The 25,011-nt window shown below is 46.6% G+C and carries 13 protein-coding genes; 7 read left to right on the forward strand and 6 right to left on the reverse strand.

What is annotated here, in order from left to right:
- A partial coding sequence (locus V7Q33_RS12410) for a hypothetical protein (RefSeq protein WP_333820033.1) occupies nucleotides 1-238 on the reverse strand: 238 nt, incomplete at its 3' end.
- Nucleotides 239-325: 87 nt separating this feature from the next.
- Between V7Q33_RS12410 and V7Q33_RS12415 the strand changes: the two genes are divergently transcribed.
- The 5 genes from V7Q33_RS12415 to V7Q33_RS12435 all read left to right on the forward strand — a co-directional run bounded on the left by V7Q33_RS12415 (nucleotide 326) and on the right by V7Q33_RS12435 (nucleotide 4,907).
- Nucleotides 326-1,639: a toxin-antitoxin system YwqK family antitoxin gene (locus V7Q33_RS12415; RefSeq protein ID WP_331979472.1), complete on the forward strand. Its 1,314-nt coding sequence runs from the start codon at nucleotides 326-328 to the stop codon at nucleotides 1,637-1,639.
- An 89-nt stretch (nucleotides 1,640-1,728) separates the two neighbouring features.
- Complete coding sequence (locus V7Q33_RS12420) at nucleotides 1,729-2,691, forward strand: phosphoribosylaminoimidazolesuccinocarboxamide synthase (RefSeq protein ID WP_333820034.1); 963 nt, start codon at nucleotides 1,729-1,731, stop codon at nucleotides 2,689-2,691.
- A 53-nt stretch (nucleotides 2,692-2,744) separates the two neighbouring features.
- Nucleotides 2,745-3,122: an STAS domain-containing protein gene (locus V7Q33_RS12425; protein WP_331979469.1), complete on the forward strand. Its 378-nt coding sequence runs from the start codon at nucleotides 2,745-2,747 to the stop codon at nucleotides 3,120-3,122.
- Nucleotides 3,123-3,194: 72 nt separating this feature from the next.
- Nucleotides 3,195-4,112 (forward strand): ribonuclease Z, encoded by a 918-nt coding sequence (locus V7Q33_RS12430; protein ID WP_331979467.1) that lies wholly within the window; start codon nucleotides 3,195-3,197, stop codon nucleotides 4,110-4,112.
- A 9-nt stretch (nucleotides 4,113-4,121) separates the two neighbouring features.
- Nucleotides 4,122-4,907: a queuosine precursor transporter gene (locus tag V7Q33_RS12435; RefSeq protein ID WP_331979465.1), complete on the forward strand. Its 786-nt coding sequence runs from the start codon at nucleotides 4,122-4,124 to the stop codon at nucleotides 4,905-4,907.
- Between the two features lie 77 nt (nucleotides 4,908-4,984).
- Here the strand turns inward: V7Q33_RS12435 and V7Q33_RS12440 are convergent, their stop codons facing one another.
- The 3 genes from V7Q33_RS12440 to V7Q33_RS12450 form a co-directional block, all read right to left on the reverse strand.
- The gene (locus V7Q33_RS12440; RefSeq protein WP_333820035.1) at nucleotides 4,985-6,049 is read right to left on the reverse strand and encodes a PorP/SprF family type IX secretion system membrane protein; all 1,065 of its coding nucleotides are present in this window, start codon (nucleotides 6,047-6,049) and stop codon (nucleotides 4,985-4,987) included.
- Complete coding sequence (locus V7Q33_RS12445) at nucleotides 6,046-14,934, reverse strand: PKD-like domain-containing protein (protein WP_333820036.1); 8,889 nt, start codon at nucleotides 14,932-14,934, stop codon at nucleotides 6,046-6,048. Before V7Q33_RS12445 ends, V7Q33_RS12440 begins: the two co-directional genes overlap by 4 nt.
- 280 nt (nucleotides 14,935-15,214) lie before the next feature.
- Nucleotides 15,215-15,583, reverse strand: a complete 369-nt coding sequence (locus V7Q33_RS12450; RefSeq protein WP_331979459.1) for a DUF3276 family protein — start codon at nucleotides 15,581-15,583, stop codon at nucleotides 15,215-15,217.
- Nucleotides 15,584-15,773: 190 nt separating this feature from the next.
- Between V7Q33_RS12450 and V7Q33_RS12455 the strand changes: the two genes are divergently transcribed.
- Nucleotides 15,774-16,679, forward strand: a complete 906-nt coding sequence (locus V7Q33_RS12455; RefSeq protein WP_333820037.1) for a DUF58 domain-containing protein — start codon at nucleotides 15,774-15,776, stop codon at nucleotides 16,677-16,679.
- A 120-nt stretch (nucleotides 16,680-16,799) separates the two neighbouring features.
- Here the strand turns inward: V7Q33_RS12455 and V7Q33_RS12460 are convergent, their stop codons facing one another.
- Nucleotides 16,800-17,156 (reverse strand): 4Fe-4S binding protein, encoded by a 357-nt coding sequence (locus tag V7Q33_RS12460; protein WP_331979455.1) that lies wholly within the window; start codon nucleotides 17,154-17,156, stop codon nucleotides 16,800-16,802.
- Nucleotides 17,157-17,244: 88 nt separating this feature from the next.
- On the opposite strand from V7Q33_RS12460, the gene V7Q33_RS12465 reads away from it, so the two are divergent.
- The gene (locus tag V7Q33_RS12465; protein WP_333820038.1) at nucleotides 17,245-18,252 is read left to right on the forward strand and encodes an acyl-CoA reductase; all 1,008 of its coding nucleotides are present in this window, start codon (nucleotides 17,245-17,247) and stop codon (nucleotides 18,250-18,252) included.
- Between the two features lie 71 nt (nucleotides 18,253-18,323).
- Here the strand turns inward: V7Q33_RS12465 and V7Q33_RS12470 are convergent, their stop codons facing one another.
- Nucleotides 18,324-24,944 carry a gliding motility-associated C-terminal domain-containing protein gene (locus tag V7Q33_RS12470; RefSeq protein WP_333820039.1) on the reverse strand — a complete coding sequence of 2,207 codons (6,621 nt, stop codon included), beginning with the start codon at nucleotides 24,942-24,944 and terminating at the stop codon, nucleotides 18,324-18,326.
- Nucleotides 24,945-25,011 lie beyond the last annotated feature (67 nt).

The raw sequence follows: 25,011 nt of genomic DNA on the forward strand, positions 1-25,011 counted from the left end.
TTAACATCTTCAAATTGTCACGATAAACAAAGATAGCTAAAATGGAGAAGATCACAACAAACACAAATCCGAAAAACATCAGCATCATCGATTTCCCTGTCAATACTCCGGGTGACTGCTGAACAATTAAGGAGAGCACACCCGTAATAGCAGCAAGAATAGCAACCGATAATATTTTCAAAATTTCAACATTGAGCTTTAGCTTTTGATCTAAATAGAACTTCTCCTTCTCATCCATAAATAACAAAACAACGAGTTAAAATAACGCCATCAATTGATCGTTAAAAATGCATAATTTTCAAATCTGAAACAACGTTCATTCTCCATGAGATTTACCGTACCACTTCTGGTGATATTTCCGCTTGCAGCCTTCGCCCAGAAAGAAGTAAGAACTTATTACGATCAGCAGCAGAAACACATCCAGGAAGTATATACTGCCTCGAAAGAAGACGATCAGAAAATTATCGGTAAATACCTGCGCTATTACGAGAATGGTAACGTGATGGTAGAAGGTAATTTTGACGATGGTGTGAAGTCGGGACTCTTTACCGAGTATCATGAGAACGGCAAACTTGCGCGCAAGCTTCACTTCGTAAACGGCATGCGTCATGGCCCTGTAGAAGTTTTTAACGAAGAAGGTAAACCTGTACAGAAAGCCTACTATCAAAACGATAAGCTCACCGACAGCATTCAATATTACTTCGACAACGGCAATCTGAAAAGTGAAACTTACTTTGTAAAAGGTAAACCGGAAGGACTGGTAAAAGAATTTTATGCCACAGGCAAGATCAAGAAAGAGATAACTTACAAGGATGGAAAACCCAACGGCATTACACGCACCTTTTACGAAGACGGCAAAGTAGAAACGGAAGCCAACTATAAAGAAGGTATACTTACCGGCTTCTATAAAAATTACTATCCCAACGGTCAGCTTGAAACCGTGTCCACTATGGACGAAGGTTCACGTAATGGCCAATTCAAAACCTATGATCGGGAAGGGCATCTGATTGTAGAGGGAAGTTTTCTGGCCGGCAAACTTCATGGCGATAATACGGGCTACTTCGCCGATGGTGCTATACAACATCGCTTCAAGTACAAAGCCGGCAAGAAGACGGGCACCAACTATGAATACTATCCTTCCGGAAAAGTGAAAGTAAAAGAACAGGTGGCTTCGAATGGCATCGACGCAACGGTAGAGGCACTGGCCGAAAACGGTGCCCTGCAATCCGTAAAGAAATTCAGGAATGAAAAACCGCATGGCCTTTGGATCACCTATTTCGAAAACGGTAAAACGGTGCATATAAAAGAGACTTACGAGAATGGTAAGCTCGGAGGCTTGCGCTATACCTATTTCCCTTCCGGTAAGATACAGCGCGAAGAAACCTGGAAGTTCGATCTGCTTGCCGGTCCCGTCAAGACCTATTATGAAAGTGGCACTTTAGAGTCACTAACCTTATATCGCTCCAGTCGCAAGCAAGGCTTGTACACAGCCTACTTCCCCAACGGTCGCATTAAAGAACAGGGCGAGTATGCTGCTGATAAAAAGAACAAAGACTGGAAGGAATACGATGAAGAGGGCAAACTGATCAGCACCACCACCTATCGGGTTGGGAGCCTCATAAAAACCGTAAAGCCATGAGGGAAGTATTTTCAATCAACGGTTAACGTATAACGGTATTCCGAACTCCCGATTTCTTTCGTTAATTTGCCGGCGACTATTCCAAGCGTATGCAGGCAATCAAGGAAACCAACTTCAAATTCCCCGGCCAGACAGGGTTCTACAAAGGCAAAGTCCGTGATGTTTATTATTTCGGAGACCGTATGGCGATGGTTGCCAGCGACCGTATTTCAGCTTTTGATGTGATTCTGCCCCGCGCTATTCCAGATAAAGGAAGGGTATTGAACCAGATTGCTGCCTTTAATCTGCAGGCTACCAAACACCTGGTGCCCAATTGGGTAATGGCTACGCCCGATCCGAATGTTACCATCGGTTTTAAGTGTGAGCCCTTTGCTGTAGAGATGGTGGTGCGCGGCTACCTGGCTGGCCACGCGTGGCGCGAGTATAAAGCCGGCAAGCGCACGCTCTGCGGTGTTCCGCTGCCCGAAGGCCTAAAGGAAAACGACAAACTCCCCCAGCCTATTATTACCCCCACAACCAAGGCACATGTAGGCCACGATGAAGATATATCGCGCGAAGAAATTCTGAAGCGCGGCATTGTAAGCGAAAGCGACTATAATACACTGGAAGAATATACCTTCAGGCTTTTCAAAAAAGGCACTGAGCTTGCTGCCGAACGCGGCCTTATTCTGGTAGATACCAAGTATGAATTTGGCAAACACAACGACACGATTTACCTGATCGATGAAGTGCATACGCCCGATTCGTCACGCTATTTTTATGCGGATGGCTACGCGGCCCGCCAGCAGGCGGGAGAACCGCAGAAGCAACTTTCCAAAGAGTTTGTGCGGCAATGGCTGATCGAAAATGGCTTCCAGGGAAAGGATGGCCAGCAGGTGCCCGAAATGACAGATGAGATCGTGAGCTCCATCTCGGCCCGTTACAAAGAACTTTATCAACTGGTGCGGGGGGAAGCACTGCCTCCGGTAGACTATTCAGGAATTACCCAAAGAATTGAGCAAAGCATTCTCAATTCAATAAATTCCGTTAACTTGGAAAGTCAGAAAATCTAGGAATTTTAAATAAAAGACGGTCTCGTACCCATCCCAGAAAATTATATAGCAAGATGAAATATACGATCGACAAGCAAGAGAAGTACTGCATGCTGAAGTTGCATGAAGAGAAGTTGGACTCCAGCGTGGCGCCCGGTCTGAAATCTGAGTTGATTACACTTCATGCTGAAGGTATGAAGAACATTATACTCGATCTGTCGGACGTAAAATATACCGACTCCTCCGGCCTGAGCGCTTTGCTCGTGGGCAACCGGATTATGCAGGAAGATGGCGGCATCTTTGTGCTGGCTTCGCTTTCCGAACACACCATGAAACTTATCAAAATATCACAACTCGACAGCGTATTGAATATTCTGCCCACTGCAGAAGAAGCGATCGATGCAGTATATATGCACGAGATCGAAAAAGATCTCAAGAGTGGTGAACAATAACCAGGTAAAAAACATTATCAAGTATGACCAAAGCTCCTCCGGGTTTTGGTCTTTTTATTTCTGTGCTAAAACATGAGCTTTAAAGTTACGATACTAGGTTCAAGTGGTGCCATGCCTGCTTATGGACGCCATCCTTCTGCACAGTTGGTTGAAATACAGAACCGGCATTTTCTGGTAGACTGTGGTGAAGGTGCGCAGATGCAGCTCATGCGGCTGGACATCAGCCACCATCGCATCGGTCATATCTTCATCAGTCACTTGCATGGCGATCATTACCTGGGCCTGATGGGCCTGATCTTCACCATGCATTTGCAACGCAGAACGAACGACCTGCATATATATAGTCATCGCGGGCTCGATGAGATCATCACCACGCAACTGCGATATTCGCGCTCCTCTCCTTCTTTCAAAATCATCTTTCATCGCCTGGAGAAGGGTGAACGAAAAATTATATTCGAAGACGATGCACTGACGGTGGAGACAATTCCGCTGCAACACAAGATACGCTGCTCGGGATTTCTCTTTCGGGAAAAACCCAAACCAAGACGCATCGACAAAACGCGTTTGCCTGAAGGTTTGCTCATTCAACAAATAGCTTCATTGAAACGCGGTGACGATGTTGTGGATGAACAGGGAAATATACTTTATAAAAATACCGACCTTACGCTTTCGCCACGCAAGTCTCGGAGTTATGCCTATTGTTCTGATACAGCATTCCAGGAAACAATAGCAGATCAGATCCGTGGCATCGACATGCTATATCACGAAGCTACCTTTGCCAACGATGAAATATTGAAAGCGCGTGATACATTGCACAGCACTGCCGCACAGGCTGCACAGCTGGCCACGCTGGCAGGTGTAAGCAAACTTCTGCTTGGCCATTTCTCCGCCCGCTATAAAGATTTAACGCCTATATTGGAAGAAGCCAAGCCGATCTTCGCGAATACGCACCTGGCGCTGGAAGGTGAAGAATTTAAGTTACAGGAATAGTATATATCTATGCAACCTACACTCGAACAAAAACGCAACCGCCTTTTTCTCATTCTTACGGGAATATTTGTTACAAACACGCTGCTCGCCGAAATACTGGGAGCCAAGATATTCTCGGCCGAAGCTACGGTGGGACTGCAGCCTGCGCACCTCAATATTCTCGGCCTTACTATGGATTTCAACCTGACTGCAGGCGTGGTAATCTGGCCGGCTGTTTTCATCACCACCGATCTTATCAACGAATACTTTGGTAAACCGGGCGTAAAACGAATCAGTTACCTGACGGCTATCCTGATAGCATACGCATTCCTGGTCATCTTTCTCACAATACATCTTCCGCCTGCTGATTGGTGGATCAGTGCCTATAGTAAAGATCCGCAAGGCAACACCCTGAATATCGATTATGCATTTGGTAAAATATTCGGGCAAGGGCAACGCATCATCATTGCGTCGCTCACAGCTTTTATCATTAGCCAGCTGGTAGATGTATTTGTTTTTCACAAGCTGCGAAATGTTACCGGCAGCAAGTATCTCTGGCTTCGCGCTACCGGCTCTACGCTGGTGTCGCAGTTCGTAGATAGTTTTGTTGTTCTTTATATCGCATTCTCGGGAACGTTCTCAAACAAGCAAATTATAGCCATCGGTATCACAAACTATATCTATAAATTCACTGTAGCAATTCTTCTTACACCCCTGATATATTTTGGTCATACGCTGATCGACAAATACCTCGGGAAAGAACATGCAGAGCAAATGTCAGAAACCGCGGCGGGGCAAAGTAGAGGTTTCTTCTAGCCACTATAATTTTATCAAACAAAAAAGGATCAACTGCTCACCCGATCCTTTTTTATGGATATACATGTATAACTTCATCAGTTCCAGAACCCGTCTTTGCTGTTGAAAGTAGGGCACGGTATCAGTTTATACTTCCGTTTATCACTGCGCTGGCGCGGCTTCGAGTTGAATTCGTAAATGATTGATATTTCGTGTGCCCCTCCTGAAGCTGTTCCCATCTGCGAAATGGTAAAGTCATAACTATACCCTACCGAGAACTGGCTGAAATATAGTCCCAGTGTAAGGATGAGTGCATCCTGCTGAATGGAATTGTTAATCGATTGCTGGAACGGTTTGCCCCTATACCAAACTCCCACCGACACCGGGTCGATATGATAATTTACACCGAGATCCAGTTGGGAAAATGATTTTCCCTGCATGCGGTAAATGAACGATGGCGTGAGGTATGATGGCCGCGATCCATTACGAGGGCCGCTGCTCAGGTTAAGTTTGGCGCCTGCATGAATGGTGGTCTTCATCGGCAAGCGACTCGCTTCATTCAACACGGATATACTGGGTTGATTCATGTGCGAGAAGGCCGCACCCAGCCACAAGCTCTTGGAGTATATAAGAAAGCCTGATCCGAAATCAAAATAAGAAGCATTGCCAAGACGCGCTACATCCGGATCGAGCGATGATCCGGGCTGATCGTACTCTACATCCAAATCTTTACCCAATCGCACTTTGGTTCGGTCTATACCGTTGGTACCATATCCAAAATATAGTCCGGGAGAAAACACGATGTTCTGCGTGAGCTTTACTTTGTATGAATATAGCAATCCAGCCGTGGTGGTACGCCATCCGGCTGTGCCCATGCGATCCGTAGTTACTAAAAATCCGAAACCACTGCGCAGCTCCTCCACAAACATATCGTATGATGCAGCGTAAGTAGTAAATGCCTTTGGTAAGCTTGGCCATTGTATGCGATAGTTCATAGCCAGTCGCTGCTGTGGTGTAATACCGGCAAAGCCCGGATTCAGGTACAGCGGAGCCTGATAGTATTGCGAGAACTGCGGGTCTTGTGCAACGGCTGCTCCCCACGCTACCAGTATCAGCACGGCAACGCTCATCCATCGTTTCATCTTGTATATAGTCTGCATCATCGGATCAGTGTTACGTCCCCTACTTGTGTTGTTCGTTGCTCATCAGATAAGCGCATCGTGATCTTGTATACATATACACCTGCCGGCAATAGCCGGCCGTTTTTGTCGTAGCCATCCCATCCCTGGCCCTTGTCTTTACTTTCAAAAAGCAGGTTGCCCCAGCGATCGTATATCTGCATCTGAAATTCCTGCACACCTTCCATGATCGGACGGAATACATCATTGAAAAGTCCGTCACTATATCCACCATTCGGCCCGGACGTATCGGGCGTAAAAGCATTCGGTATCTTTACACGTCCACCCTTCTTGCCTATCACCACCTGCGTAGCCGTATCGTAGCAAACAAGGTCACCATCTTTTATACCATCACCATCGAAGTCTTTCGGACCAAAGTTATAGGCAGCAGCCAGCATAATGGTATAATTACCTTCGGTCTTATAATAATGCTCCGGTTGAAATTCGATTGAAGTTTCTCCATCGTTGAAATCCCAATAGTAATGATTGGCGCGCAGAGAATTGTTGCGCATCTGTATACCTTTATCATCCGGCACATAAACGATCGTATCGGGCACTACCTCAAATGCTGCGAATGGCGGATCCATAATCTGGATTGGTGTGTTCCTGTTATCCGATTGTGCCGACTGACCTGTTATGGAATTGGTAGTTTTCAGGAAGATCACATACTCTCCGGGGCCCGATACTTTAAATACCGGCTTTACCTCATTGGACACTACCAATGTGTTACCTGCTTTATCTTTCAGCGTCCATTCATATATATCGCCAGTCGCGCGGTTGTCAGTGATCGTGATGTTGGTTGGGAAGCAGGCCGCTTGTGGTGTATAACTAAAATCTGCCGCGAGTGGAGGAAGTATTATCTGAATCGTAACGGTCTTGTCTTTAAGACATGATAGTCCTGCAGCTTGTGCCACCTTGTTGGTCACTACCAGGCGTATATCTTTATCGCCAATCGAAGTATAGCTGACCTGCGGCGGAGTATAACCATCAAATATAGCAGGCGATGATGCCGTACCAAACTCCCAGGTATAGCTGAAGTCACCGTCATTTGCGGGCAACGATGTATCCTGAAAATCGGCATAAGCAACACCACCGGTATAGAGTGTAATGCCTGTGGTATTGAAATCAGCCATCATACCACGATATACGGTTACCGGCATAACCAATTCTGCCGAGCAGAAACCGTTGCTCACCTGGTATACAATTTCATACACCACCGTCTGCGTTGTGTTGTTCACCAGGGTGTATTCCTGTGATGATGGTGTTGAAAAGATACGTTCCTCGCGAACTTCTGTTGCATTCCCCTGCATTCGATAGAACCAGCGATGTGAAGTTCCACCTATCGTTGTATTGACAAACCTAACGCTCTCACCACTGCAGATCGCGTTCTTATCGGCCACTGCATTGATATATATAGTCGGGTATACCGTAATGTTCTGTGCAGGCGACTCTTTTATACATGCTGCTACTGTAGTACTGCGCGCGGTCAATGTAACCGGCAGCACAGTATTACCCCCCACGTTGGCACTGGTAAAATCGTGTGTTACCTGCTGCACTACCGGTGTAGCCGGACTGGCTATTGCCGGAATCACTTGCTGTGCGGAGCCGTCATTCCAGGTCCATACATATTCAACATCCGGGTATACCGTCCAGGTAAAGGTATAAGTTCCACCACTGCATTGTGCCGTTGTCGGAGCAATGGTGAAATCGGTATTCATGTTGATCATTTTCACTGTAACCGGTAACGGGTAAGAAGCAGGTTCACATCCGTAGAAATCTTTCAGATGTGTAAGGGTGAAAGTCTTGGTCGAAGTGTAATTCAATATCGGCACCGGTCGGTCATCACCACCCACTAAACTAAACGTGGACGTGCCATCAGTATAATCAAAGTTGTAAGGCGCTTGTCCGGTAAATTGGAAATCAAGTGTAAAGAATCCATTCTCACATACTTCGCCCGGAGCACTTAGCGTTGCCGTTGGCAAATCATGTACGGTAACTTTCACAACATCCGATATATCTTCAGCACATGTTCCGGATGCTACTACTCTTCGATAATACGTTAAGTCTGTGAGTGCCGGAGGATCATATACAGGCATATTGTTAACACCCGCTGCCGGTGTAAAGCTGATGTTATCGACCGACTGCTCCCAACGGTATACGTAGTTTCCTATACCGCCGAAAGGTTGTGTCAGTTCCTGGAATGCTGAAGGGTCTGCACCTTCGCATATATCTTTATCGAATCCAATCACGCCAGCAAACAATGGAATCGGATCGATCAACAATTCCGGCAATGATGTTTTCCGGCAACCTTTTGTATCGGTTACAGTAATGGTATAGAGTACATTCGCTGATAATCCTTCGAAGCTTCCATCGGTTTGCCCGGTAAGGTTCAGCGGGTCCTGATCCAGCACATAGGTATATCCGGGATTCCCACCGGTGATATGGGCTATATCTACACTGATCTCTCCATCGGATTGTCCGGCACAGCTCACATCATAACCGTTGTAATCGGATGTAATGTCGATAGCAAAAGATATATCGTTTGGCTGCTTCACCACGATATTCGATACGAACTTGGTACAGTTGTTCTTGTCTTCAATGCGCACGGTATAGGTTGTAGCGCGCAGGCCGGTAAATTGGTGATTCACGGCATCGTACGGAGCGTTGGAATCCTGTAACAAAGAGAAGTTCAACGGATCGCCACCCGCCATGGATGTACCGCCCGTAGCGGTTATCTGAATAACACCATCGGGCGCAGGATCGTTAAAACAACTTACATCGGTTACAGTCGGAGTACCCGGAACGATGGGGTCAGGTTGAAGCAAGGTAATCGGTGCAGAATCTTCGCATCCTTCTGCATTGCGGGTATATATAGTATAGTTACCGGCTGCGAGGTTTGTGAACAACACTGTGGGCACGAAGGTGGTGCCATCTTTACTGAACGTGTGATTGGTTCCGTATTGTGCAGACACTACTACTTGCCCGTTGGCCAATCCATTACAGGTAATGTTGAATCGTGTATCATTCGTCTCAACAGGATCGGCCGTCAGTTGAGGCTTTGGTTTTACATCGTACGTTACCCTGGCATCCTTAAAACATCCGCTGGAAGCGGATGGATTCAACACACGTACAAATACCGGTATATCATCTGTCAATGTATAGGCTGTCGTCTGCGCCGGAGAAATTTGCGAGTTGGTGAAATCATTTTCATTGGTGAACCAGGTGTAAGTTACGCCTGCTTCCGTGCTCACCTGTGTGTTCAGTGCAGTAAGATCTTTTACAACCGTATTTCCTCCATAACCATCAGAACATGAAGAAAGACTGATGGGAGTTATAATGTCTGGTGATGGCCGTACATTTACCGTTATATATTCCGGGGGACCACTGCACACAGGCGTGGACGAAGGATTGGTAGCGCGCACTTCATATACCACCGATCCCAGCGACAGGCTGTTGTTAATCAGTTTGTCGGTAATCTTGTTGGTGGTTGATCCTGTAGCTCCGGTTATATTTCCATTTACCTGGTATACTGTCGAGATATACGTGGCGTTGCTGATGTTTACGGATGTGAGTGAAATATCCAATACGTCTCTGCTACAGATCGGAGGCACCGTTACCGGAGTAACCATTGGTTTAGGCTGGATCGTTAACACAACCGGTACGGCAGGATTACCATAGCATCCGGTGACAGAGCTATAGGGGCGAACGTTGTAGGCAACTGTAGCGCTTGTACTGGTAATGTTCTCCCAGCGGTGTGAGTAAATTATATTCGGGTCATACAGCGTAAGTGTCCCCGTTACGGGCAGCGGGTCAAGCGGTGTGAGTACAGCGGGATTATATACGATAGATTCAATCACAAATTTGTCTGCCGGGAAAAATCCAATAGCCGACTTAAGCGTAACTTCAATGGGTGCATCACTGCATACTGCTTTACCAAGACCAATGTCCATGACAGGTTCTGCCTTGATATCAACGGTTACACTCTTTTCTTCTCCTTCGCATCCCACGGCACTGATCGGCTTCACGCGGTATAGCAGTGACAGGGTCTGTGCGATAGTTTGATTTTTATAGCTGTCGTTTGCAATACCATTAGGACCCAGTACGCCCTGTGTAGGGCCACTTATCGGTAAAATGCCCGGAAGTACGGAAGGCACTTGTACATTAAAGGTTGTAGCTGCCACCGGGCTTGACGCATTCTCCTTCAACACTACACCCGTTACATCACCACTGCATATTGACGTGGTGAGATTATCTATCAACGGACGTTTATTCACAGCCACAGGTATTTGTGTAGGCGGCCCTGTACAGCCGGAGGCATTGCTCTCTGTTACCTTCACAAACACATCCTCGCTGAAAAACTGTATTTGTACTATACCCGTTGTCTGACCATCGGCTACAATACCTCCACCTGCTAACCCTGTGCTTTGTTTTAACACTTGCCAGTTATAGGTTGAGCTTCCTGTATTATTAGGTGATACTTTGAATTCATATATACCATTCTCACATATATCCACACTGGGTGGAACAATGGTATATCCCTGCGGATCATCAGATACGGTGATTGTCTTCGTAACGACATTACTCTCACAACCATTAACAGACACTTTAACCGATATGTCATCGGCTATAGCATTGGGAAAACTTAACAATATATAAAAGTCATTGGCACCGCCACCCCCCAGGTACTGGAAAGATGGTGGATACGACCAGGTGTATACTGCGCCCGGAATCTGACCTACACGATACAGTTCCGATCCACTCTTGCAGGGATCAGCTTTACCGGTAATGACCGGATCATTCGGCAGCGGTTTTATGATCAGATTAATCTCGGCAACATTGAAACACGCTGTGTGTACATTTTGCACGCGTGCGTAGACAATCGTGTTGGTAGTAATATCAACATCATTCGGAGAAGCAATCGGGTTTACATTCGATTCTGCATCCAGTTGAGATGCGTGCCAAGTGATCGTTCTGTCTGCTACAGCTAACGTGGTGATAGCATCTCCTACTGATGCCAACGTCAGGTCTATATCATCTACCCTTCCTGTTCCAGCGGGCGCTACTTCGCAATAGTAAAAGCTTTGCGCTGCTACTACTGGTTTAGGATTTACCGTGAAGTTTACTTCCTGCAGGTTGTCGCAGTTAAGCGGTGCTGTTGTGTTATCAATAACACGTATGTAGAGCTTGTCATTGTTATGCACATCGATGCTGGTAATCGGATTTATATCGTTCACCTGATCGAACGCAGTGGCATACCATTTCACCGTGCGATCAGCCGCGTTTGCTGTACCAATCACATCATCATTATATACGGAAAGAGTAACGTTCGTTGCTGTTAATGTTCCGGCAACTGTTTCGCACAGATCACCTGGTGCTGGGTCTGATGCTGCCGGTAAAGGATGAACGGTTACTGTAATATTATCGGTAGTGGCAGCGCACGATCCGTTGGGAGGTGTGGCCAGATTACCAAGTGCACTTTTCACAGTCCAGGTAAATATAGTCGTGGTGGTTAATCCGGTCACCGTAGTACCGGCATCATGTATATCGGTAACTCCCGTTGCAGGCGACCATGTACCTACTCCTGCGTTGTTTACTGCTGTGGCCGCCAGTGTTGCTGTCTCGCCTTCGCAGATTGCAAAGTCGGCACCTGCATTTGCGTTGGCTGGCTTTTGATCGAAGGTGATCTTGAGATTCATCGCGCTTGGCACATTGGCACAAGGACCGGCACCATCCGGGTCAAGCGCTACAAAGCGTAGTTGTACCATGCCGGCAGCAAAATCTGCAGCGGTTGGTTTGTATTGATCATCAGTATTGGCCGCCGGATGCGCAGCTCCGGGATTAGCATTGTTACTGGTAAATGTACCGGAGCCTGCAGCAACTTCCCATCGCCCTTGTGTGGAACCACCGGTAACTGTAGCACCGGTAAGTGTAATGGGAGCAAGAAGAGTTTGATCAACGCATGTTATAAAATCCGCAGGCACAGTGGCTATACCAGCTTCGTTGAATACAACTGCAGCTGTAGTAGTACGTGGCGCACATGCACCTGTACCGGAACCACTGCTAAATTCCCATTGAACCTGGTACGATCCATATTTATTCGCAGTCACGCCCGATGTAGGCGATGTATCATCAGCAAATGCAAGAGTCCCTCCCGCTGGCCCCGACAACATTGTCCATGTACCCGTTTCAAAAGTCGGGGCACTGCCGCTTAACGCTCCGGTTAACCCGCAAAACGATACATTGTTTGCAGTCGGTTGGTTGGGTGTTCTTCCAAAATCAATCTGTACCGTAGAAGAAGCCGTGCACGATCCGCTCGTAATCGTCCAGCGAAATACATATACTCCGGGATTGTCAACCGTTACTCCCGAATTGTAGGCGGAGGCATTACTAAAGGTCGGTGTATTATCCGGACCACTCACATAACTCCACGCGCCTGTTCCTACCGGCGGAGGATCAGCATTTAATGTAGTAACCAATGGCGGTGCCGAGAAACACAAGTTCTGCGGTGTGCCTGCATTGATAGCACCTATACCTGGCGTTATAGTAATAGTTATATTGTCTGATCCTGTACAGCCAATGGAGTTGGTAACTGTATAGGTAAATGTATAGGTGCCCGCAGGTGCTGTACCTAATATTGCTGGCGTCTGGCTCGAAGGATCATCCAGTACAAGCGCTACATCGGTGCCTGTCCAGCTATGTGAGACGATCGTTCCAAAAGGATTGGAAGGGTTGCCATCAAGTGTAGGGGTTTCTCCTGCACATATATTCAATACAGCCGGAGTTATGTTGGCGGTAGGGGTCGCTCTAACAGTAATGGTTCTGGCGCGAGGTGTTGACCCGCATCCGGGCGCATTAACAAATTCACGTCTTACAATAAGATTGAATGTGCCGGTAGTACCGAAAGTCTGCACCGTAACAGAACGTGTATCGGCACTTACTGAAATGATCTGGGCGGTGGTGTTAGAAACAGACCATACATACTGTGTAGCACCCCCTACGGTTTCTGTGGCCGGAAGTGCCGCCACCGAATATACCTCCAGTGAATTTACACATATATCTACATCACCATTAATCGCTCCCGGCATGGCGCTGATGTCACTTCTGCGCGTAAGTACAACTTCTTCGGGGTCGCTCACGCAAGTAATGTTGCCACTGCTGGGATATACTACCGAAGCCGTGGCCCAGTAACTCTGTATACTTCCCACCGGAGATTGCGCCGCACTTCCATCAGGTGTGAACGATGCATTGGTCGCTACGGAAGATGTACCGGCCAGCGCATTCGCTTGTGTCAGATACCAGTTATAGGTAAGCCCTGCTACAACCGGAGCCACCGTAAGCGTTCTGTTTCCATTATAACATATTTCCTTGTCTGCAATAACCGGAGGATCGGGCGAGTCAACAATCGTGATGGTATATTGTGTTGTTACCGGTGTAGCATTCGCATAGAATGGAGCAGTGTTGATAGCGATATCCGGCTGTGTTTGAAAATTACCTCCGGGACCACGTATATCAAAGTTCAGCGGTGCCGGTGAGGGTGCCTGCGACTGCGAAGGATTGTAACCATTGCCATCGCTGGTATTTCTGTCAAAAGTATTACACACATTCCAGCTGCGCATCATTACGTAGAACTGCTGGCCGGGCAAACCTGATGTGGGCATTTGAATATTATCCGTTATGGCAGGCAGTGGCGCGAGCGTTGATGCCGGTTGATATAATACTTTACCATACACCGGAAATTGAGAAGCATCATAACCAACACCGTTGATGATAATCTTTTCGGTGGCACCAGGCCCGGTAGTAACGTTCGATCCGGTTACACCATATACCCACTGGATCCAGCGCGGCTGATCATTCGGTTGATACGTCTCGAGAGCTGGCGTACAGTTGAAATCGGAGTTATCAACCAGTTGAATCGGGCTGGTATCTTTTTCACAAATGTTAATGTTCTCGCCTGAAGCAGGAAGTGGCGCAGGTGGGTTTGCCTGTATACCTGCACTGGCCGGGCCTTTCTCTATATCCAGTCTTCCTAAGGCTCCGTTATCTTCTGTGTCCCAAACCGTGAATAATTGCGCCTGATCGCCCTGGGCAGCACAGCTTGTTACTCCGGCTATACCGGTTCCTGCGTATGTGCCTAGCCCCCACGTTGCACGCATTATGTATGTGCATCGTCCATTCGGAGTGGTAGAGGGTGCACTGCCTGCATCGTAGTCGAACGTATGCGAAACAACTGCTCTCCAAATCTGCTTCGCCATGTTGGTTTCCTGCGGATTCTGAAGTGTGGGTGCCACCGTTTGACTATTTCCATCTCCCCAAATGATGAGAATGCGGGGAGGTAGATTGTTTACCAGACTGTAATTGATACCGGTGAACTCCACCTGCCAATCCAGTGAGCGTGGCGAGCATAAAAAGGAAGGATTCAACACCAGGTTACCAGGAATCGGTACACCCACTCCGTCAGCTTTTAAACAGCTTGTGGTGTTCGCCAATACACGATTGGGGTTTGCCGCATTCCAGGGCTGGAACGTTGAAGCTGAGCCTACTGCACCCGTATTATCGCGTGGGGTAATAATACAGCCTATATGTTTACCAACATCTGCAGCCGTAAGTATATAGGTTGTTCCGGTGGCAGCAGCAATAGGCTGAGGGTTGGATCCGAATTCATCATCGTATCTGTACCATTGGAAAGTCGTACCCGATTCGGCATCTCCATCGGCATCGCTGTAAGTATAGTTGATGGTGAGCGTATGTCCATTCTTCATCACCCCGGTCATGAAGACCCCTGAAACGGTTGGTGATGCAGCAAAGAGACAAACAGGAGAAACAAATAACAATAAAGCAATGCTAACCCTGACCAGGTAGTAGAATTTCATCTCAATAGTATTCAGGTTTTAAACTTCGAAAGTAAGCATTAAACGCTATGATAAAAATAACGATTACCTCGAAAGGGGTTACTATTTATATGAATTAAATAACCACTAAACAGTGAATGTAACCACAGAGTATACTTTCTGCCAATCAATGACGGGACATGGCGACAGTATATCGCTGAAAGCGAGTGAAGAAAGGGATGAAAAAATTTGGCAAAAAAAGAAAGCCTCTAAATGATTAAAGGCTTTCAACTCTAGGTATAGGTTGGGTTAGGTAAAAAAGTCAGTCCCACTTCAGCTCGGTGTCCAGTGTTGAAGGCTTCGATGCTGCTTCTGCTGGTTCCTCTGCTGCTTCGTGTTCATGCATGTGATCAAACTGACTGAAGTCCACATTCGGCATAAGTTCATGCTTCACGTGATTCACGGTATTGGTCAATGCTTCCAGAAACTTGTTAAAGTCTTCTTTGTACAAGAATATCTTGTGTTTCTCATACGAGAATCCATCTTCCTTAAAACGTTTCTTGCTCTCCGTTATCGTGAGATAATAATCATTCGAACGGGTCGATTTCACATCAAAGAAGTACGTTCTCTTACCGGCCTTTACTTTCGCGGAGTAAATTTCGTCTCTGCCGTTTGTCTTGTTCTCTTCCACAATCCTTCAGTTTTAGGGTTAGGTCAAAGTTTGGTTCCAACTAAGTTAGTACTTTGGTTATTTATTCCAAACTAACCAAATACTATTTCGTTAACGATTTCGGTTTATATTATTTATAAAGCCCATTTGGAATAGAAAATAAAGCTTTACTATGTCCAAATAATCAACAATATTCGGCTTTTCCAAATACGTGAAGGCAGACCTCACCCAAATTACTCAAAACAGCAGCCTGGAATTGCTCGCACACCAGCTTGTCGAAGGCTTTATAACAGGGCTCCACAAGTCGCCATATCATGGTTTTTCGGTTGAATTCGCAGAACATCGGCTCTATAATGAGGGCGAGAGTATACGACACATCGACTGGAAAGTATATGCAAGAACTGACCGGTTATTTACAAAAAGATATGAGGAAGAAACCAACCTTCGCTGCCTGATAGCACTGGATGTATCTGCTTCTATGTTTTATCCGGTCGAATCGAAAGCTAAGATCCGCTTTGCTAAATATGCATCGGCCGCCCTCTCCTATTTATTGAACAGACAACGTGATGCTGTCGGTCTGTGCCTTTTCTCTGATACGGTTCATGAGCTTACACCGGTAAAATCTTCACCCACACATCTCGATAAAATTCTTCGGTTGTTGAATCAACTGGAAGATCGTAAACCTGTTCAGTCAAAAACGCAGGTAGCCCAGGTGTTGCATGAGATTGCCGAGAAGATTCACAAGCGATCACTGGTCATTATTTTCAGCGACATGTTTGATTCTGCTGAAAGCACCGATGATCTCTTCAAAGCGCTCCAACACCTGAAGCACAATAAGCATGAAGTGATTGTATTTCATGTGATGGATAATCAGACGGAGCTGCTCTTCAACTTTGAAGATCGCCCGATGGAATTTATTGACCTCGAAACGGGTGATAAGCTAAAATTGAATCCTTCCGACATCAAGCAATCATATCGACAGGAAGCAGAGCAGTTTCACAGGGCGTTAAAAATGCGTTGCAACCAGTATAAGATTGACTTTATCGAAGCCGATGTTCGAAGTGACTTTGATGTGGTGCTGCAAACTTACCTGATCAAGCGGGCGAAGATGCGGTGAGAATTGGCTGCAGGTTCTGGCTACCAGCCACGGGAACATAAAAAGTTATCCGTTAATCGTTATTCGCTTTAGGATAATCCCCTTCACGATTAACAATTAACGGATAACTGGTAACTATAATTAAGCTTCTACTTCCTGGTGCAGCCAGGCTTTCTTGGCAAGAAGCTCTTCTTTTGTTTCTACGTAATCCGGATCAGGTACACAACAATCTACCGGACATACCGCAGCACACTGCGGCTCTTCGTGGAAACCTGTACATTCCGTACATTTTCCCGGAACGATATAATAAAATTCATTGGAAACAGGTGTTTGAGCCGATTTGGCGTCAACAGCTGAGCCGTCTTCCAATTCTACTTTTTCAAGTTTAGTGCCCCCGGCCCAATTCCATTCGCGGCCGCCTTCATAGATCGCCGTGTTGGGGCATTCCGGTTCGCATGCACCACAGTTGATACATTCGTCCGTAATAATTATTGCCATGCTTTATATAATTTTGGTCCGTTTACCAATACAAAAATAATCGAATCAGACCATAAAACGGTCGCATCGCTATAAAAGTTTACTACGAATGACTGTACATGTAAGAATAAATGCCCTCAGTGCTCTGGGGCAGTTACTGCGCGATTTAAATTCAACTGAATTCCAATCATTATGCGAGCAGGCAGCGCGCGAAAATCCATGGTTTACCAAAGATAACGTTCGTATGGCTGTAGACGGTGTTATCTCTTTCCTGCAAAAGGATAAACTTCAGCAGTGGACTTCTCCTTATAACTTCGAAGTAAAGCCAAAGCGAGTCGCCATTGTTATGGCTGGCAATATTCCCTTGGTTGGTTTTCATGACCTCCTCGCAGTACTCATTAGCGGGCATACGGCCGTGGTGAAGTTAAGCTCGAAAGATTCTGTGCTGTTGAAATTTATTCTCCAAGAGCTCTTTGAAATAGAGCCTGCCTTTCGTACGAAAATAGAATTGGCAGAACAGCTAAAAAACTTTGATGCAGTTATTGCTACAGGCAGCGATAACTCGGCGCGCTACTTCGACTACTACTTTGGCAAGTATCCACACATCATTCGCAAAAACAGAACTTCAGTTGCTATACTTTCAGGGGTCGAAACGAAAGAAGAATTACATGCCTTAGGCACAGATGTATTCAGTTACTTCGGACTCGGTTGCCGCAATATCTCAAAGCTGTTCGTACCGGAAGGGTATATATTCGACAAGCTCTTTGAAAGCTGGGAATCCTATCAACCCATCATCCATCATCACAAGTATTGCAATAACTACGACTACCAGAAGTCGATCATGCTGGTAAACGGAATACCTTTCCTTGACAATGGTTTTGTTATGCTGCACCAAAACGCCAAAATGGTTTCTCCCATTTCAGTTGTGTATTACGAAACCTATAAAGATCAAAACGAATTGACTGAAAAACTGAATGCCGCTGCTGAGAAGATCCAATGTATAGGAGGCAACACTTCACCTGCAACAGTTTCCTTCGGACAAACACAACGCCCTGCGTTATGGGATTATGCTGATCAGGTAAATACGCTGAAGTTTCTCACTTCATTGCCCGATTAAATTTATTCTTCTGTAAAACAAAAATCCCCGGAAGCTCCGGGGATTTTTTATTTCAAGTTACTGATTTATTCTTAAGGCTTCGCTCCGCGTAATACTTCCACCCAGCCTGTGATCGGTGAGCTATCAGCTACTTTCAATCGGTAATAATATATACCATCCGACACACCTTGTGCATCCCAGTTGTTCTGGTAGCTGTTGGTCGAGTAAACCTGCTTACCCCAACGGTCTGTTATTACCAGTTTAGCATCTGCATCAGGCAGGTTACGAATAAAGAACACATCGTTCGCACCGTCAGCATTCGGGGTAAAGATGTTTGGTATAAAGATGTCTGTATCAAGCGGCACACGTCCAACAATCTCGATTGAACATCCTGTAGAATCCATTACCTGTACTTTATACCGTCCGGCAGGAACATTGGTATAGTTCTTCTCATACTGCAGGTTGCTGTTTAGCAACACGTCTTCCCAATCTGTTTGATAAGACTGGCCAGGTACTGAAGCAGAGTCAAGTTCGATGCGTATCTCATATGGCACCAATCCTCCAGAGAAATTCGTCACCTGCATTTTACCGTTAAAAATATCTGGGTATGATTTGCTTGTAGTTCCTACCTGAGCAGAGAGATGCGTATTCACTCTATAGTCTACTAAATCAGATGATAACTGACAGAATGATGTCGATGACACCTGATTGATCCGTATTTGATATTCATCTGGAAGTTGCAGGAACGGATATGTGGCATAATCCAATTCTATACTTCCTGTTGTAGGGAATTGTCGTGGAATTGTTGTTATTATAACATCCGTCAACTTCTTATACACCACAATTTCCAACGGAGAATCAGGATCTCCATGAATATTCGTCAATGAAATTGATACTTCATTATTTACACATGTTGGAGTAATCTCAAAGCCAATTGCATAAACACCATCAATCGTAAATACTTTACGAGTCGCACACAAAGCTGCAGAGCTTTTTACAAAAACATAGTATGTACCCCTAGACAGCGAGTCAAATGTAAACGGCACATCGTTGAGAGGATCAAACGTTGTATACGTTTCATATTTCGTAGGCTCTGCAGACATATCTGCACTAAGGCCAAGTTGATATGTACCCGCATTTGCAAATCGAACAATCAATTTTCCACTTTCACCATTATTAGCACAAACTGCATTAACCGGAGTAATTGTGAAATCAACAAAGCCAGGGAAAGTTACATTGGCAGTGAAGTCTTGTTCACAACCAACGTTATCACGAACTGCAAGTGTATATGAACCTCCTGCAATTGCCAGGAACTCATTTGTTGTCTGGAAGTTCGTTCCGTCAATTGAGAACTCGTATGGTCCACCAGCGCCACCGCTTGCAACTATATTTTTGATCGCGCCATCATTTCCATTGCAGGTTGACGATGTTATATCAAAGGTGGCAGTTATCGCAGAATTAGCATCTTTGAGCACAATGGTTACAGCTGCATTACAAGGATCAGAAGAGTTTCTTCTTACGCTTATCACTCGCTCATACGTAGGTGCGGCACCAGCAGGTATACCTGTAATCTGACTTCCTGCCGTAAACGAATTCCAGTTTACACCATCCAATGACCACTCTAACAAATTACCCGTCTCCCCTGCTACATCAAGTGTCAATGCTCCTGTTGCAGAGCCAGCGCAAACCGGCTGAACTATATTCGAAGCAACCGGTGTACCTACTGTGCCCGACTGGTCTATTGTAAAGGTACCAGGCTTAATACAAGTCACAGAAGAATCTCCATACACAATGGAGTACTTATATGTACCCATTGGCAGGTTTACAAAGCTTGTATCATTATAGTTTGTTCTCGATATCAACAAGTTGGTGCTTGACACACCATCTATCTTGATGATTACACCATACTTATTAACAGCTGGCACTAAGGGATTGATCGTAAATGTTACCGAACCATTCGACAATGTGCAAGTTGCCGGATGAGGACGTGGCGTAATTTTCACCGTTGCACAATTTCCAGAACCACCACTACAAGATCCGGTGTTGGACACATTTACTACAATCTGTGATGCAGGACTTTCACCACAGCTATATACTGCTGTTACTTCGTATGTTACTGTTCCCGGTGTTGTGAGGTTTAGCTCAGCACCTGGGGTAAAGCTTCCGGTAGTTGTTGTGGCCAACAAGGTTCTTGTCGCGCCACTTACCAGATACCATTTGAAGTTAGTAGCTCCTGTAGCTGCTGCTGTAAGCGTTGGCGCTGAACTGTTCACGCAAACAGTGATAGGACTTGTTACTGCAGGAGATGCAGAGAAGTTAATCGTTACATCGTCAAAGCTTGGCGTACAAGAGCCGTTTGTTATAATCCAGCGAAGTGTATAAGCATTACCAGCCACACCTACAAACTGAGATGTAGGGTTACCTGGCGTAATAACAACACCACCTGTGCCGTTCACAATTACCCATACACCCGTTCCAACGGTTGGAGTATTGGCTGCCAGTGTTGTTGTGAACACGCCGCACAATCCTTGATCCGGTCCGGCATTCGCTGTGGTCGGAGCTGCGTCAAGCTTTATTGTTACCTGATCGTTTGTAGAACCACAAGCGTTGGCAATGGTCCATTGTAATACGTAGGTCTGACCCGCTGTACCTGCAAAAGCTGTTGCTGGATCATTCACGTCTGTGAAGCTTCCTCCTGTACCACTTACAATTGTCCAGGTACCTGTTCCTGAAGTTGGAGCGTTTGCCGCCAGCGTGGCCGTTGTAGCGCAGAGTGTTTGGTCAGAACCGGCTGTTGCTGCAGTCGGAGCTACATCAAATGCGATCTGTACATTATCACTGCTCGGTGTACAGCTTCCGCCATTGCTGATTGTCCAGGCTAATATATAGGCTGTACCCGCTGTACCACTGAAGTTTGTTGTTGGATTAGTATCATCCACGAAGCTACCCCCTGTTCCACTTACAACGGTCCATTTTCCTGTACCTACTACAGCTGTGTTTGCAGCCAGGGTAGCAGTAGTTGCACAGAGCGCCTGGTCAGGACCTGCATCGGCCACTGTAGGGCTGTTGACATCAAAGGTTATTGAAACATCATCTGAACTTGCTGCACAGGTTCCATTGCTGATTGTCCAGCGCACTACGTAAGTACTGCCTCCTGTACCTGAAAATACGGCATTCGGTACAGTAGTGTCACTGAAGCTTCCGCCTGTTCCGCTTACAATCGTCCAAGCACCTGTACCAACCGCAGGTGTATTGGCTGCCAGTGTGGCCGGACCACATACGCCTGTTTGATCAGTACCTGCATTGGCAATTGAAGGAGTCTGATCGAGTTGAATGGTTACCTGGTCGTTAGTAGAACCACATGAATTCGTGATCGTCCATTGCAGTACATACGTCTGCCCGGATGTACCTGTAAAGTCTGTTGTAGGAATTGTTGCGTCTACAAAGCTGCCGCCCGTACCACTCACCACGGTCCACAGACCAGTTCCGGATGTTGGCGTATTACCAGCCAACGTTGTTGTGGTGGCACATAATGCCTGATCTGTACCAGCATCAGCCGTTGTAGGTGCTACTTCAAAGGCAATGGTCACATCGTCTGTACTTGGTGTACAAGCTGCACCATTGCTAATGGTCCAGCGTAATACGTAGGTTGTCCCTGCTGTTCCTGCGAAAGCAGTTGTCGGACTTGTGTTATCAGTAAATATACCACCAGTTCCAGTTATCACAGTCCAGGTACCTGTTCCTACCACTGGAGTGTTACCAGCTAATGTTGTTGTTGTTGCTCCACAGAGCGCCTGGTCAGGACCTGCGTTCGCTGTAGTAGGTGTATTGATATCAAAGGTAATGCTCACATCATCCGTACTGGCAGTACATGATCCATTGCTGATCGTCCAGCGCAATACATAGGTTGTTCCTCCTGTACCAGAGAATGTCGAAGTTGGGCTTGCCACATTACCAAAGGTTCCACCTGTACCACTTACGATTGTCCAGGCTCCTGTTCCAACGGTTGGAGTATTGGCTGCCAATGTAGCAGGGCCACAAATTCCAGTTTGATCCGGACCTGCATCGGCTACAGTCGGAGCCTGATCCAATGTTATCTGAACATCATCGGTTGTGCTACCGCAAGTGCTGGTAATCGTCCAGCGCAATACAGATACTGTACCCGCTGTGCCTGTGAATGTCGTGGCTGGATCATTAATATCAATGAAGCTTCCTGCACCACTTACAATTGACCATGTTCCCATACCAACCACTGCTGCATTCGCAGTCAGTGTTGCTGATGTACCACACACGGTTTGATCCGCACCAGCGTTCGCTGTAGTTGGAGTGTTTATATCAAATGTAATAGAGACATCATCTGAACTTGCCGTACAAGATCCGCTCGTAATAGTCCAACGCAGTACATAGGTAGAGCCTGCTGTACCTGTGAACGTTGAGCTTGGGCTTGTAGCATCTCCAAAAGCTCCGCCTGTGCCGCTCACGATTGTCCAGGCTCCTGTTCCAACGGTTGGAGTATTGGCCGCCAATGTAGCTGTACCACAAACTCCGGTTTGATCGGGGCCTGCATTTGCTACTGTCGGAGTTTGCTCGAATTGAATTGTTACCTGATCATTTGTAGAACCGCATGAGTTCGCTACAGTCCATTGTAACACATACGTCTGGCCTGCAGTACCTGCAAAAGTTGTTGCTGGATCAGCTGAATCAGTGAAGCTTCCACCTGTACCACTTACGATTGTCCAGGTTCCAGTACCTATTGTCGGTGCTGTAGCAGCCAATGTTGTTGTAGTAGCACACAAGGTTTGATCGGTACCTGCCGCAGCCGTTGATGGCGCTGCCTCAAATGCTATTGTCACATTATCCGTGCTCGGTACGCAACTTCCGCCAGTACTAATAGACCACTGTAATACATAGGTTGTTCCAGCCGTACCACTAAAACCAGATGTAGGGCTATTTATATCAGTAAATGTACCACCTGTGCCGCTTACGACTGTCCAAGAACCGGTACCTACTACGGCCGTATTGGCAGCCAATACGGTAGACGTTGTGCATATAGCCTGATCAGGGCCTGCATCAGCAGTTGTCGGTGTGTTGATATCAAAAGTAATGGAAACATCATCAGTGGTCGGAGTACACGTTCCATTGCTGATTGTCCAGCGAAGCACGTATGTAGTTCCTCCTGTACCAGAGAATGTTGTTGCCGGGTCAGTAGTATCACCAAATGTTCCACCCGTACCACTCACTACTGACCACGCTCCTGTACCTGTTGCCGGCGTATTCGCAGCCAGCGTTGCAGGTCCACAAACCGTTTGATCAGGTCCTGCACTGGACGCTGAAGGCGCCGGCGTGAGTGTTATTACAACATCATCTGAACCTGCGGTACATGAACCTGCAGGATCATCCGTTGTTAGCGTCAGTGTTACTGTGCCAGCAGTTATCTCTGCAGCACTTGGAGTATAGGTAGCATTGAGCGTAGTATTATTAGGAGTAAATGTTCCGGTACCACCACTCCAAGTGCCGCTGGTTGCAGAACCACTTACGGCTCCAGCCAAAGTCACCGTGTTACCAGCACAAACTGTTTGGTCCGGGCCTGCATTCGCAATTGCCGAAGGGCTGATTGTTATGGTAATGTTGTCGCTGGCGGCTGTACAAGCGCCCGTAGGATCATCAGTAGTCAATATTAACGTTACTGTGCCGGCTGTAACTTCGGCTGCACTTGGTGTGTAGACTGCATTCAGGGTAGTGCTGTTTGGAGAGAATGTACCGGTGCCACCACTCCAGGTTCCACTGGTTGCTGAACCGCCGATCGTTCCTGCTAAGGTTACCGTTTCCCCTACACAAATTGTTTGATCTGTTCCGGCATTAGCCGTAGCGGCAGGACTGATTGTGATCGTTACATTATCAGTTACCGCTGCGCATGGGCCGGTGGTTGTCAAGGTCAGTGTTAGTGTACCCGCTGTAACTTCAGCTGCGCTTGGGGTGTACACTGCATTTAAAGTTGTATTGTTCGGTGAGAATGTTCCAGTGCCACCGCTCCAGGTACCGCTTGTTGCTGAACCCCCAATGGTACCTGCCAGTGTTACCGTGCTGCCTGCACAGATCGTTTGATCAGGACCGGCATTAGCTGTAGCGGCAGGACTGATTGTAATCGTTACATTATCTGTTACCGTGGCGCATGGACCTGATGCTGTCAAAGTCAGGGTTACTGTACCCGCGGTAACTTCGGCTGCACTTGGTGTATATGTAGCATTTAGAGTTGTGCTGTTCGGTGCAAATGTACCGGTACCGCCACTCCAGGTACCGCCAGTAGCTGAACCGCCTACAGTACCTGCTAAGGTTACTGTACTACCGGCACAGATCGTTTGATCGGAACCAGCGTTAGCAGTTGCTGCCGGACTGATGGTGATTGTTATATTGTCCGTTGCTGCAGCACATGGACCAGTTGGATCATTAGTTGTAAGCGTTAATGTTACTGTACCGGCGGTTATCTCTGCCGCACTTGGTGTATAGGTGGCATTGAGCGTTGTATTGTTAGGTGTAAATGTTCCGGTTCCTCCACTCCATGTGCCACTGGTTGCAGCCCCTCCCACTGTTCCAGCCAATGTTACTGTACCCGCACAGATCGTTTGATCCGGACCAGCATTTGCAGTCGCCGCCTGGTTTATGGTTATAATTACATTGTCAGTAAGTGTTGAACATGGACCTGAAGTGGTCAAGGTCAGTGTTACTGTACCCGCGGTAACTTCAGCTGCACTTGGGGTATACGTAGCGTTCAGCGTGGTG

This window comes from Ohtaekwangia sp., from assembly GCF_036786105.1.
GTDB lineage: Bacteria > Bacteroidota > Bacteroidia > Cytophagales > Cyclobacteriaceae > Ohtaekwangia.

What these genes read in the sequence shown, in the direction of transcription:
- V7Q33_RS12415 (WP_331979472.1), top strand. Translation starts at nt 326, where the DNA reads ATGAGATTTACCGTACCACTTCTGGTGATATTTCCGCTTGCAGCCTTC.
- V7Q33_RS12420 (WP_333820034.1), top strand. Translation starts at nt 1,729, where the DNA reads ATGCAGGCAATCAAGGAAACCAACTTCAAATTCCCCGGCCAGACAGGG.
- V7Q33_RS12425 (WP_331979469.1), top strand. Translation starts at nt 2,745, where the DNA reads ATGAAATATACGATCGACAAGCAAGAGAAGTACTGCATGCTGAAGTTG.
- V7Q33_RS12430 (WP_331979467.1), top strand. Translation starts at nt 3,195, where the DNA reads ATGAGCTTTAAAGTTACGATACTAGGTTCAAGTGGTGCCATGCCTGCT.
- V7Q33_RS12435 (WP_331979465.1), top strand. Translation starts at nt 4,122, where the DNA reads ATGCAACCTACACTCGAACAAAAACGCAACCGCCTTTTTCTCATTCTT.
- V7Q33_RS12440 (WP_333820035.1), bottom strand. Translation starts at nt 6,049, where the DNA reads ATGATGCAGACTATATACAAGATGAAACGATGGATGAGCGTTGCCGTG.
- V7Q33_RS12445 (WP_333820036.1), bottom strand. Translation starts at nt 14,934, where the DNA reads ATGAAATTCTACTACCTGGTCAGGGTTAGCATTGCTTTATTGTTATTT.
- V7Q33_RS12460 (WP_331979455.1), bottom strand. Translation starts at nt 17,156, where the DNA reads ATGGCAATAATTATTACGGACGAATGTATCAACTGTGGTGCATGCGAA.
- V7Q33_RS12465 (WP_333820038.1), top strand. Translation starts at nt 17,245, where the DNA reads ATGACTGTACATGTAAGAATAAATGCCCTCAGTGCTCTGGGGCAGTTA.